This is a genomic window from Pseudomonas sp. SIMBA_068 (assembly GCF_046534705.1).
GTDB lineage: Bacteria > Pseudomonadota > Gammaproteobacteria > Pseudomonadales > Pseudomonadaceae > Aquipseudomonas > Aquipseudomonas putida.
In genome coordinates this window covers 536,852-548,668 of sequence record NZ_JAWRYI010000003.1, presented here as the reverse complement: position 1 = coordinate 548,668, position 11,817 = coordinate 536,852, and the positions used below count along the sequence as shown (strand labels likewise).

Sequence of the window (11,817 nt, the reverse complement as noted above, 5' to 3'; positions counted from 1 at the left end):
GTGGCACGCTGGAAGATCTCGCCTTCGGCCAGGCCCGATTGTTTCAAGCCCTTCATCAGGTCTTCGGTGCTGATCGCCTTGTTGCCTTCGATCTCGATGCTCGACACCGACGGGCGCTCGACCACGTTGATGATCAGCACATTGCCATCGCGGTTCAGCTGGATGTCCTGGAAGAACCCGGTCTTGAACAGGGAACGGGTCGAGTCCACCAGGCGGCGGTCATCGGCCTGATCGCCGACGTTCAGCGGCAAGGCACCGAAGACACTGCCAGCGGAAACCCGCTGCAGGCCGTTGACGCGAATATCGGAGATGGTGAAGGACTCGGCGTGAACTTCAGCGATCATCAGTGCGGACATGACCGCAGTTAGCAGCAGACGTTTCATGAAGTCCTTTTATTCCAACTGGCAATAAACAACCTGCCGCGACAACGCGGCAGGTTCGCAATTGAGCGAAGCTTTATAGTCGACCCAGATCGTTGATCAGGGCGAGCAACATCACCCCTATGACCAAACTGATACCGATCTGGACCCCCCAACCTTGCACCCGATCTGACAGCGGACGACCGCGCGCCAACTCGACCAGGTAAAACAGCAAATGCCCCCCATCCAGTACCGGGATGGGCAGCAAGTTAAGAACCCCCAGGCTTATGCTCAGGTAGGCCAGGAAATTCAGGAAATCCCCCACGCCGGACTGGGCTGAAGCGCCCGCCACTTTAGCAATGGTTATCGGTCCACTCAAGTTTTTTACCGAGAGCTCCCCGAACAGCATTTTCTTCAGCGATTCAAGGGTCAGCACGCTCATGTTCCAGGTGCGGGACAACCCCTCACCCACCGCCTCGAGCGGGCCGTAGCTGATTTCGCGGAGCATGCTGGCAGGCCATTCGCCACCTTTTACCCCGGCGCCAAGATAGCCACCGGCAGCCTTGCCCTCACCCTTGCGTGCCAGGGTCACCGGCACCTCCAGGGCAGCGCCGTCGCGCTCCACACGCACGACCACATTGGCATCCGGGCGAGCACGCACGCTGTCGACGACCTGCTGCCATTCCGTCACCGGCACGCCATCGACACTCAGCAGCTTGTCGCCTGTCTTGAGACCCGCAGCGGCAGCCGGCCCCTTCGGATCAATCTCGGCCAGCACCGGCACCATCGCCGGGCGCCAAGGGTGCAGCCCCAAGGACTGGATAGGGTCCGGCTCGTCAGCACCCTTGAGCCAGCTGTCCAGCTTGACCTGCAGCTGGCGCTCAGCCGTGGCGCCTTCGTCGCGCACGCCAACCTGCAACGTGCCGCTTTCGCCCAGGCGACGAACCAGCTGCAGGTTGACCGCCGACCAACCGTTGGTCGGCTTGCCGTCGATTGAAACGATTTCCTGACCTGCAGTCAGCCCGGCCGATGCTGCCAGGCTGCCAGCATCGACCGTACCGATCACGGGACGGACCTGCTGGGTACCCAGCATCGCCAGCACCCAGAAGAACAGGATGGCCAGCAGGAAGTTGGCAATCGGGCCCGCCGCGACAATCGCGATACGCTGGCCCACGGACTTGCGGTTGAACGACTGATCAGCCAGCGCAGGCGGTACATCGCCCTCGCGCTCGTCGAGCATCTTCACGTAGCCGCCCAGCGGAATTGCTGCTACCACAAATTCGGTGCCATGGCGGTCATGCCAGCGCAGCAGCGGCGTGCCGAAGCCCACCGAGAAGCGCAGCACCTTGACGCCGCAGCGGCGTGCCACCCAGAAGTGGCCGAATTCATGGAAAGTGACCAGCACACCCAAAGCCACGAGGGTGCCGATAATCATGTAGAGCGCTGTCATGTCCATCTCCGAATGATGTTCAGCGGGCCGGCATCATGCCAACCCCCTCACGAACCTGGGGGGGGCTTGCATCAGCGACCGTGACGCCTCAGCCACTCACGGGAAAGCTCCCGGGCACGCTGGTCGGCGGCGAACACCGCGTCCAGCGACGGCAGCGGCACGACGGGCTCCTGATCGAGCACCTGTTCGATCATACCCGCGATCTCCGGGAAGCGGATACGCCGCTCAAGAAATGCCTCGACCGCCACTTCGTTGGCCGCATTGAGTACGGCGGGTGCGCTGTTGCCGGCCTCGGCAGCCTGCCGCGCCAGGCGCAGGCAAGGGAAGCGCTGTTCGTCGGGCGCCTGGAAATCCAGACGGGCGATGGCAAACAGGTCCAGCGGAGCCACCCCGGAATCGATGCGCTCAGGCCAGGCCAGGGCATTGGCGATGGGCGTACGCATGTCCGGGTTACCCAGCTGCGCCAATACCGAGCCGTCCACGTAATCGACCAGGGAGTGGATGACACTCTGTGGGTGCACCACCACCTCGACCTTGGCCGGCGCGGCATCGAACAACCAGCAAGCCTCGATCAGTTCGAGCCCCTTGTTCATCATGCTGGCCGAATCCACGGAAATCTTGCGCCCCATCGACCAGTTGGGGTGCGCACAGGCCTGCTCCGGCGTCACATCGAGCAACGCCTCGACCGGCGTTTCGCGGAACGGGCCACCGGAAGCCGTCAGCAGAATCCGACGCACGCCAACCGCGCTCAGGCCGCGTGCGTAGTCGCCGGGCATGCACTGGAAGATCGCATTGTGCTCGCTATCGATCGGCAACAATACGGCGCCGCTGCGCCGCACTGCCTCGATGAACAGCGCACCGGACATCACCAGGGCTTCCTTGTTGGCCAGCAACACCTTTTTGCCCGCCTCCACGGCAGCCAAGGTCGGGCGCAGGCCGGCGGCACCGACAATCGCTGCCATCACTGCATCCACTTCCGCTGCCGAAGCCACCTGGCAAAGCCCGGCCTCGCCTTCCAGCACCTCGGTGGCGCAGCCGGCCGCTGCCAGGGTTTCGCGCAGCCGCACGGCCGCCTCGGCACTCGGCACCACAGCGAACGCCGGGCGATGGCGCACGCACAGGGCCAGCAACTCGTCGATGCGCGAATACCCGCTGAGGGCGAACACCTGGTAGCGATCGGGATGGCGCGCGATCACATCCAGCGTGCTCAGGCCGATGGAGCCGGTGGCCCCGAGAACGGTAATACGCTGCGGGCGGCTCACATCACACCCCATTCGGCAGCCCACAACAACACGGCGAAAATCGGGATCGCTGCTGTAAGGCTGTCAATGCGGTCGAGTACACCACCATGGCCGGGCAGTAGATTGCTGCTGTCCTTGATACCGGAACGGCGCTTGAACATGCTCTCTGTCAGGTCACCGACCACCGAGGACATGACCAGCAGCGCGGCGCCCAGCAGGCCCAGCAGGATCTGACCGAAACCCCAGTCGCGACTGATGCCGACCGCCAAGGTAATGGCCAGGCTCACCGCCAGGCCGCCATACACGCCTTCCCAGCTCTTGCCCGGGCTGACCTGCGGGGCCAGCTTGCGCTTGCCGAAGGCCCTGCCAGAGAAGTAAGCGCCAATATCGGCGGCCCACACCAGCACCATGACCGACAGGATCAGCCAGTTGCCCAGCGGCCAGTGCTTGAGCAGCACCAGCCCCTGCCAGGCCGGCAGCAATACCAGCAGGCCGATCAGCAACCGGCAGGCCGCACTGGCCCACAGCTCGCTGCTGCGCGGGTAGGTAAGCACCAGCCAGGTGGCCAGCCCCCACCAGATCACCGCGGCACCCAGCACCCAGGGCGCCAGCTCCGGAAGGATGTACAGCAACATCAGCGCTCCGGCGACCACCGCGGCATAGGCGATGCGCATTGGCTGGGTCATCAACCCGGCCAGGCGCGCCCACTCCCAGGCGCCAAGGGTCACCACGAAGCCGATGAACAGGGCGAAATCCCCGCCGTTGAGCAGGAAGAAGCCACCCAGCGCGATCGGCAGCAGGATCAGCGCAGTAATGATGCGTTGTTTAAGCATTAAGCACGAGCTCCAGCCTCGACCTGCTCGCTGGTCTTACCGAAGCGGCGCTGGCGCGAAGCGAAATCGGCCAGGGCATTGCGCATGGCCTCGTGTTTGAAGTCCGGCCAGTACAGGTCGGAGAAGTACAGCTCGGCGTAGGCCAGCTGCCACAACAGGAAATTGCTGATGCGGTGCTCGCCACCGGTGCGAATGCACAGGTCCGGCAACGGTAGCTCGCCGGTTGCCAGGCAGGTCTGCAGCAGGCCCGGGGTGATGTCTTCCGGGCGCAGGTGCCCGGCCTGCACTTCCCGCGCCAGCCGCTGCGCGGCCTGGGCGATGTCCCACTGGCCGCCGTAGTTGGCCGCGATCTGCAGGATGAAGCGGTTGTTGCCGGCGGTCAGCGCCTCGGCTTCGCGCATGGCAGCCTGCAACTCGGGATGGAAGCGCGAACGGTCACCGATGATGCGCAAGCTGATGTTGTTCTCGTTGAGGCGCTTGGCTTCACGGCGCAGGGCCGAGAAGAACAGCTCCATCAGCGCACCGACCTCTTCGGCGGGGCGCTGCCAGTTTTCGCTGGAGAACGCAAACAGGGTCAATACCTCGACCCCGGACTTGGCACACACCTCGATGACCGCGCGAACGGCGTCGACACCCGCCTTGTGCCCGGCAACGCCGGGCAGCAGGCGTTTTTTCGCCCAGCGGTTGTTGCCATCCATGATGATCGCGACATGACGCGGCACCGAGGACGGCGCCACTGGCTTGGTCTTTTCCATTAAGAAACCCCGGCCTTAGACGGCCATCAGGTCCTTTTCCTTGGCCTTGAAGGCAGCATCGACTTCGGCAACGAACTTGTCGGTAAGCTTCTGGATCTCGTCAGCGGCGCGACGTTCTTCGTCCTCGCTGATTTCCTTGTCCTTGGTCAGCTTCTTCAGGTCGGCCAAGGCGTCGCGGCGCACGTTGCGCACGGCTACCTTGGCATCCTCGCACACGCCGCTGGCCTGCTTGGTGTAGCCCTTGCGGGTTTCCTCGGTCAGGGCTGGCATCGGCACGCGAATGGTGGTGCCGGCGCTGGACGGGTTCAGGCCCAGGTCGGAGGTGAGAATGGCCTTCTCAATGGCAGCGCTGAGGTTTTTGTCGTGAGCGACAATCTTCAGGGTGCGGGCATCTTCGACGCTGATCGCAGCGACCTGGTTCAGCGGCATTTCGCTACCCCAGGCAGTGACTTTGACGCTGTCCAGGATGCTTGGGTGGGCACGACCGGTACGGATCGCCGCCAGGTGACGACCCAGCGCCTCGATGGACTTGCCCATGCGGTCCTGGGCGTCTTTCTTGATAGCGTTGATCATTTTTGAACTTCCTCGATCAGGGTTCCTTCCGCGCCGCCGTGCACGATGTTCAGCAGGGCGCCGGGCTTGTTCATATTGAAGACGCGCAGCGGCATCTTGTGGTCGCGGCAGAGACAGATTGCCGTCAGATCCATCACACCCAGCTTGCGATCCAGCACTTCATCGTAGGTCAGATGATCGAACTTCTCGGCATGCGGGTCCTTGAATGGATCAGCAGTGTATACACCATCGACCTTGGTTGCCTTCAATACCACGTCGGCATCGATTTCGATGGCGCGCAGGCAGGCAGCAGAGTCGGTGGTGAAGAACGGGTTGCCGGTACCGGCAGCGAAAATTACGACTTCTTTGGCGTTCAGGTGGCGCATGGCTTTGCGGCGATCATAGTGATCGGTCACGCCAACCATGGAAATAGCCGACATGACAATGGCGGTAATGTTCGCCCGCTCCAGCGCGTCGCGCATGGCCAGGGCGTTCATTACGGTCGCCAGCATGCCCATGTGGTCACCGGTGACGCGGTCCATGCCGGCTGCACTGAGCGCCGCACCACGGAACAGGTTGCCACCACCGATCACCAGACCTACCTGAACACCGATGCCGACCAGTTGGCCGACTTCCAGCGCCATGCGATCCAGGACTTTTGGGTCGATCCCGAACTCTTCCGAGCCCATCAGGGCCTCGCCGCTAAGTTTGAGTAGAATGCGTTTATAGCGAGCCTGATGACCACTGCCCTGCTGAGCCATTGCGAATCTCTCCTGCGGCGTTTGTAAAAAATTCTGGCGGGCTGCTTGAGCCTGCATGTAACTCTAACGTGACGCAGCGACTGCGTCAGCGAGCAACGGTCTCGTAAACCGCTCCCGCTTTGACAAAGAGGCTGCGCGCGTGAGCGGGCAGCCTCTTTGGGGCGACAGACGGGGCTGTCTTACTGCTTGGCAGCAGCTACCTGAGCGGCAACTTCAGCAGCGAAGTCGTCGACTGGCTTCTCGATGCCTTCACCTACTTTGAAGTAGGTGAACGAAACGATTTCAGCGCCGGCTTTCTTGGCCAGCTCGCCAACCTTGACTTCTGGGTTCATGACGAAAGCCTGCTCTTTCAGCGAAGCTTCGGCCTTGAACTTGGTGATACGGCCGTTGATCATGTTCTCAACGATGTTTTCCGGCTTGCCGGCGATCTTGTCGGCGTTCAGCTGCAGGAAGACATTCTTCTCGCGCTCGATGGCCTCGGCGGAGATTTCCGACGAATCCAGGAACTCAGGGTTCGACGCTGCAACGTGCATGGCGATGTTCTTCGCCAGCTCGACGTCACCGCCTTTCAGAACGACGACAGCGCCGATCTTGTTGCCGTGCAGGTAGGCACCGACAACGTCACCCTCAACGCGCACCAGGCGACGGATGTTGACGTTTTCGCCACACTTGGCAACCAGGGCTTCACGAGCAGCTTCACGCGAGGCGATCAGCGGAGCAGCGTCGGTCAGCTTCTGGGCGAAGGCTTCTTCAAGGCTTTCGGCAACGAAGTTCTTGAAGTCGTCTTGCAGGGCCAGGAAGTCGGTCTGCGAGTTCACTTCCAGCAGAACGGCGGATTTACCGTCGGTCTTGACCGCGATAGCGCCTTCAGCAGCGACGTTGCCAGCCTTTTTGGCGGCCTTGATGGCGCCCGAGGCACGCATGTCGTCAATGGCTTTTTCGATGTCGCCGCCAGCCTTTTCCAGGGCTTTCTTGCAATCCATCATGCCTTCGCCAGTACGCTCGCGCAGTTCTTTTACCAGCGCTGCAGTAATTGCTGCCATTTCAAAATCCTCTTGGAAAGTTTTTCAACCATTCCACCCGCTCGACACGGGCGTTAAATTCTGCGAATCCGCTGTTATTGTCTCAGCCACCCCATAATGCGGGGCCCTTGCTGACAGCAGGATTTCAAGGTGGCAAAAAGGGGGCTAAGCCCCCTTTTTGCGTGCCAAGTAGACGCTAGCGCCTATTACTCAGCAGCAGGTGCAGCCGCTTCTTCAACATAGACTTCGGTGCCGCCAGCAACGTTGTTGCGGCCGCGGATGATGGCGTCGGCCATCGAAGTCATGTACAGCTCGATGGCGCGGATGGCGTCGTCGTTGCCTGGGATGATGTAGTCAACACCTTCCGGGCTGCTGTTGGTATCGACAACGCCGATAACCGGGATGCCCAGCTTGTTAGCTTCGGTGATAGCAATGCGCTCGTGATCAACGTCGATCACGAACAGGGCATCAGGCAGACCGCCCATGTCCTTGATACCACCCAGGCTGCGGTCCAGCTTTTCCAGATCGCGCGAACGCATCAGGGCTTCTTTCTTGGTCAGCTTGGCAAAGGTGCCATCTTCGGCCTGGGTTTCCAGGTCGCGCAGACGCTTGATCGAAGCACGGATGGTTTTGTAGTTGGTCAGCATGCCGCCCAACCAGCGGTGGTCAACGTATGGCGAACCGGCACGAGCAGCTTGCTCGGCGACGATCTTGCCGGCGGAACGCTTGGTGCCGACGAACATGATCTTGTTCTTGCCCTGAGCCAGACGCTCTACGAAAGCCAGAGCTTCGTTGAACATTGGCAGGGTTTTTTCCAGGTTGATGATGTGGATCTTGTTACGCGCGCCGAAAATGTACTTGCCCATTTTCGGGTTCCAGTAACGGGTCTGGTGGCCGAAGTGCACACCGGCCTTCAGCATATCGCGCATGTTGACTTGGGACATGATAGTTCCTTGATAAGTCGGGTTGGGCCTCCACGCATCCCAATGACCAACCCGCAAATTCGAAAATCCGGGGCACCCAGGTCATCGTGTCGACACGTGTGTGGGTTTAAGCTCACGGGGTCGTCCCCGAAAGCGGCGCATGTTATACCACAGACCGCGAGCGAACGAAACCCGAATGAGGTTGCGTCTGTCAGCGGTTTTTGCAGCGCCCCGCCAAACAGGCCAGAATGCCTCCTGTAGACAGCAGCATGGCCGCCTTTATCCCGACAGAATGCCGCCCTGCTCTGCTAGAATCCGGCCTTTCCCGTTTGTTCGCGCCGCGTGCGGCGCCGTAGAGAGCCTGTAATGACCGTCAACATCAAGACCGCAGAAGACATCGAGAAGATGCGCATCGCCGGCCGCCTGGCCGCTGACGTGCTGGAAATGATCGAGGAGCACGTCAAGCCCGGTGTTACCACCGAAGCGCTCGACCGCCTGTGCCACGACTATATCGTCAACGTCCAGCAGGCCATCCCGGCGCCCCTCAACTACAAGGGCTACCCGAAGTCGATCTGCACCTCGATCAACCATGTGGTCTGCCACGGCATCCCCAACGACAAGCCGCTCAAGGACGGTGACACGCTGAACATCGACGTCACCGTGATAAAGGACGGCTACCACGGCGATACCAGCCGCATGTTCCACGTCGGTACTGTGCCGGTTTGGGCCGAGCGCCTGTCCAAGGTTACCCAGGAGTGCATGTACAAGGCCATCGAGCTGGTCAAGCCGGGCTGCCGCCTGGGCGATATCGGCGAAGTGATCCAGAAGCACGCTGAAAAGAACGGCTTCTCGGTGGTGCGCGAGTTCTGCGGCCACGGCATCGGCAAGGTGTTCCACGAAGAGCCGCAGATCCTGCACTATGGCCGCGCCGGCACCGGTATGGAACTGAAAGAAGGCATGACCTTCACCATCGAACCGATGATCAACCAGGGCAAGGCCGACACCAAGGTGCTGGGCGACGGCTGGACCGCCATCACCAAGGACCGCAAGCTTTCGGCTCAGTGGGAACACACCCTGGTGGTGACTGCGACCGGCTACGAGATCTTCACCCTGCGCAAGGACGACACCATCCCGCGCACCTCGGCCTGACCGCACCGAGACAGGCCACCCGACGACAGGAACGTGACGCGATGCCCCAGGTGGACCCCGAGCTGTTCGATCGCGGCCAGTTCCAGGCGGAACTGGCCCTCAAGGCGAGCCCCATCGCCGCCTTCAAGAAAGCCATCCGCCAGGCCGGCGAGGTGCTCGACAAGCGTTTCCGCAGTGGCGGCGAAATCCGCCCGCTGATCGAAGCCCGCGCGTGGCTCGTGGACAATATCCTGCAACAGGCCTGGAACCAGTTCGACTGGGGGGACCACAGCGGTATCGCCCTGGTCGCAGTGGGTGGCTACGGGCGTGGTGAGCTGCACCCGCATTCAGACATCGACCTGCTCATTTTGCTGGGCGCCGCCGAGCACGAGCAGTACCGCAACGCCATTGAGCGTTTTCTCACCCTGCTGTGGGACATCGGCCTGGAAGTGGGCCAAAGCGTGCGCACCGTCGACGAGTGCGCCGAACAGGCCCGCGCCGACCTGACGGTGATTACCAACCTGATGGAAAGCCGCACCATTGCAGGGCCCGAAACCCTGCGCCAGCGCATGCTGGAGGTGACCAGCACCGCGCACATGTGGCCGAGCAAAGACTTCTTCCTGGCCAAACGCGCCGAACTCAAGGCCCGTCACCACAAGTACAACGACACCGAGTACAACCTCGAACCCAACGTCAAGGGCTCGCCCGGTGGCCTGCGTGACATCCAGACAGTGCTGTGGGTGGCCCGCCGTCAGTACGGCACCCTGAACCTGCACGCATTGGCCGGCGAAGGTTTCTTGCTGGAAAGTGAGAACGAACTGCTGGCTTCGTCCCAGGATTTTCTGTGGAAGGTGCGCTACGCCCTGCACATGCTGGCCGGTCGCGCCGAGGACCGCCTGCTGTTCGACCACCAGCGCAGCCTCGCCGCACTGCTGGGCTACAGCGACGAGAACCCCAAGCGGGCAATCGAGCAGTTCATGCAGCAGTACTACCGGGTGGTGATGAGCATCAGCCAGTTGTGCGACCTGATCATTCAGCACTTCGAAGAGGTCATCCTCGCCGACGAAGACAGCGGCACCACCCAGCCGCTGAATGCACGCTTTCGCCTGCATGACGGCTATATCGAGGCTACCAACCCGAATGTGTTCAAACGCACACCGTTCGCCATGCTGGAAATCTTCGTGCTGATGGCCCAGCACCCCGAAATCAAGGGCGTGCGTGCCGATACGGTGCGCCTGCTGCGTGAGCACCGCCACCTGATCGACGACACCTTCCGCACCGATATCCGCAACACCAGTCTGTTCATCGAGCTGTTCAAGTGCGAAATCGGCATCCACCGCAACCTGCGGCGGATGAACCGCTACGGCATCCTTGGCCGCTACCTGCCGGAGTTCGGCCTGATCGTCGGGCAGATGCAGCACGACCTGTTCCACATCTATACGGTCGATGCGCACACGCTCAACCTCATCAAGCACCTGCGCAAGCTGCAGTACACGCCGGTGTCCGAGAAATTCCCGCTGGCAAGCAAGCTGATGGGGCGCCTGCCCAAGCCCGAACTGATCTACCTGGCCGGCCTCTACCACGACATAGGCAAAGGTCGCCAGGGCGACCATTCCGAGCTGGGCGCGGTGGATGCGCAGAAGTTCTGCGAGCGCCACCAGTTGCCGGCCTGGGACAGCCGGCTGATCGTCTGGCTGGTGCTAAACCACCTGGTGATGTCGACCACCGCCCAGCGCAAGGACTTGTCCGACCCGCAGGTGATCAACGACTTTGCCCTGCACGTGGGCGACGAGACGCGCCTTGACTACCTGTACGTGCTGACCGTGGCCGATATCAACGCCACCAACCCCAGCCTGTGGAACTCGTGGCGGGCCAGCCTGCTGCGCCAGCTCTACAGCGAAACCAAGCGCGCCCTGCGCCGCGGCCTGGAAAACCCGCTGGACCGCGAAGAACAGATTCGCCAGACCCAGTCTGCAGCCTTGGACATCCTTGTACGCGAGGGCACCGACCCGGACGATGTCGAGCAACTGTGGTCGCAGCTGGGCGATGACTACTTTCTCAAGCACAACGCCGGCGATGTGGCCTGGCACACGGACGCGATCCTGCAGCAACCGGCCGATGGCGGGCCGCTGGTGCTGATCAAGGAAACCACCCAGCGCGAGTTCGAAGGCGGCACGCAGATCTTCATCTACGCCCCTGACCAGCACGATTTCTTCGCCGTGACGGTGGCGGCCATGTCGCAGCTGAACCTGAACATCCACGATGCACGCATCATCACGTCGAGCAGCCAGTTCACCCTCGACACCTACATCGTGCTGGACAACGACGGCGGGTCTATCGGCGACAACCCGCAGCGGGTCAAGCAGATTCGCGACGGCCTGACCGAAGCGCTGCGCAACCCCGAGGACTACCCGACCATCATCCAGCGCCGGGTACCGCGCCAGCTCAAACACTTCAACTTCCCGCCGCAGGTGACCATCCTCAACGATGCCCAGCGGCCGGTGACCATCCTCGAAATCACCGCACCAGACCGCCCAGGCCTGCTTGCCCGGCTGGGGCGGATCTTCCTGGAGTTCGACCTGTCGCTGCAGAACGCCAAGATCGCCACCCTCGGCGAACGGGTGGAAGACGTGTTCTTCATCACTGATGCCGACAACCAGCCGCTGTCCGACCCGCAGCTGTGCAGCCGCCTGCAGGAGGCCATCGTCCAGCAGTTGCAGGCCGGCCAGGCCAGCGATGCCAGCCCTACCCGCGTGACCTTTTAACGACTAGACGATTGACGAGACCTTGCGC

Annotated in this window: 10 protein-coding genes and 1 pseudogene; 2 read left to right on the top strand and 9 right to left on the bottom strand. The window is 61.9% G+C overall.

Annotated features, from left to right (window positions below):
* From SB756_RS11610 to rpsB, 9 genes and pseudogenes are all read right to left on the bottom strand, one after another.
* A pseudogene (locus tag SB756_RS11610) lies at nucleotides 1–383 on the bottom strand (outer membrane protein assembly factor BamA); the annotation flags it as partial.
* Between the two features lie 73 nt (nucleotides 384–456).
* Nucleotides 457–1,809 carry an RIP metalloprotease RseP gene (gene rseP / locus SB756_RS11605; RefSeq protein ID WP_341797764.1) on the bottom strand — a complete coding sequence of 451 codons (1,353 nt, stop codon included), beginning with the start codon at nucleotides 1,807–1,809 and terminating at the stop codon, nucleotides 457–459.
* A 71-nt stretch (nucleotides 1,810–1,880) separates the two neighbouring features.
* Nucleotides 1,881–3,071 carry a 1-deoxy-D-xylulose-5-phosphate reductoisomerase gene (gene ispC, locus SB756_RS11600; RefSeq protein ID WP_016501163.1) on the bottom strand — a complete coding sequence of 397 codons (1,191 nt, stop codon included), beginning with the start codon at nucleotides 3,069–3,071 and terminating at the stop codon, nucleotides 1,881–1,883.
* Entirely contained in the window at nucleotides 3,068–3,883 is an 816-nt protein-coding gene (locus SB756_RS11595) for a phosphatidate cytidylyltransferase (protein WP_341797763.1), read from the bottom strand. The genes ispC and SB756_RS11595 overlap by 4 nt, the downstream gene beginning before the upstream one ends.
* A complete protein-coding gene (gene uppS / locus SB756_RS11590; RefSeq protein ID WP_016485210.1) occupies nucleotides 3,883–4,638 on the bottom strand; it encodes a polyprenyl diphosphate synthase in 756 nt (251 codons plus the stop codon). The genes SB756_RS11595 and uppS overlap by 1 nt, the downstream gene beginning before the upstream one ends.
* A gap of 15 nt (nucleotides 4,639–4,653) precedes the next feature.
* Complete coding sequence (frr, locus tag SB756_RS11585) at nucleotides 4,654–5,211, bottom strand: ribosome recycling factor (RefSeq protein ID WP_043202602.1); 558 nt, start codon at nucleotides 5,209–5,211, stop codon at nucleotides 4,654–4,656.
* Complete coding sequence (gene pyrH, locus SB756_RS11580; protein WP_009686950.1) at nucleotides 5,208–5,951, bottom strand: UMP kinase; 744 nt, start codon at nucleotides 5,949–5,951, stop codon at nucleotides 5,208–5,210. The genes frr and pyrH overlap by 4 nt, the downstream gene beginning before the upstream one ends.
* A gap of 179 nt (nucleotides 5,952–6,130) precedes the next feature.
* Nucleotides 6,131–6,994 (bottom strand): translation elongation factor Ts, encoded by an 864-nt coding sequence (tsf, locus tag SB756_RS11575; protein ID WP_016485208.1) that lies wholly within the window; start codon nucleotides 6,992–6,994, stop codon nucleotides 6,131–6,133.
* A 185-nt stretch (nucleotides 6,995–7,179) separates the two neighbouring features.
* Nucleotides 7,180–7,917 carry a 30S ribosomal protein S2 gene (gene rpsB / locus SB756_RS11570; protein WP_016501167.1) on the bottom strand — a complete coding sequence of 246 codons (738 nt, stop codon included), beginning with the start codon at nucleotides 7,915–7,917 and terminating at the stop codon, nucleotides 7,180–7,182.
* A 345-nt stretch (nucleotides 7,918–8,262) separates the two neighbouring features.
* Between rpsB and map the strand changes: the two genes are divergently transcribed.
* Both map and SB756_RS11560 read left to right on the top strand, forming a co-directional pair.
* Entirely contained in the window at nucleotides 8,263–9,045 is a 783-nt protein-coding gene (gene map, locus SB756_RS11565) for a type I methionyl aminopeptidase (RefSeq protein WP_086978690.1), read from the top strand.
* A 41-nt stretch (nucleotides 9,046–9,086) separates the two neighbouring features.
* On the top strand, nucleotides 9,087–11,789 hold the full coding sequence (locus SB756_RS11560; protein ID WP_341797760.1) for a [protein-PII] uridylyltransferase: 2,703 nt from the start codon (nucleotides 9,087–9,089) through the stop codon (nucleotides 11,787–11,789).
* Nucleotides 11,790–11,817: the final 28 nt, after the last annotated feature.

What these genes read in the sequence shown, in the direction of transcription:
- rseP (WP_341797764.1), bottom strand. Translation starts at nt 1,809, where the DNA reads ATGACAGCGCTCTACATGATTATCGGCACCCTCGTGGCTTTGGGTGTG.
- uppS (WP_016485210.1), bottom strand. Translation starts at nt 4,638, where the DNA reads ATGGAAAAGACCAAGCCAGTGGCGCCGTCCTCGGTGCCGCGTCATGTC.
- SB756_RS11560 (WP_341797760.1), top strand. Translation starts at nt 9,087, where the DNA reads ATGCCCCAGGTGGACCCCGAGCTGTTCGATCGCGGCCAGTTCCAGGCG.
- map (WP_086978690.1), top strand. Translation starts at nt 8,263, where the DNA reads ATGACCGTCAACATCAAGACCGCAGAAGACATCGAGAAGATGCGCATC.
- rpsB (WP_016501167.1), bottom strand. Translation starts at nt 7,917, where the DNA reads ATGTCCCAAGTCAACATGCGCGATATGCTGAAGGCCGGTGTGCACTTC.
- tsf (WP_016485208.1), bottom strand. Translation starts at nt 6,994, where the DNA reads ATGGCAGCAATTACTGCAGCGCTGGTAAAAGAACTGCGCGAGCGTACT.
- SB756_RS11595 (WP_341797763.1), bottom strand. Translation starts at nt 3,883, where the DNA reads ATGCTTAAACAACGCATCATTACTGCGCTGATCCTGCTGCCGATCGCG.
- pyrH (WP_009686950.1), bottom strand. Translation starts at nt 5,951, where the DNA reads ATGGCTCAGCAGGGCAGTGGTCATCAGGCTCGCTATAAACGCATTCTA.
- frr (WP_043202602.1), bottom strand. Translation starts at nt 5,211, where the DNA reads ATGATCAACGCTATCAAGAAAGACGCCCAGGACCGCATGGGCAAGTCC.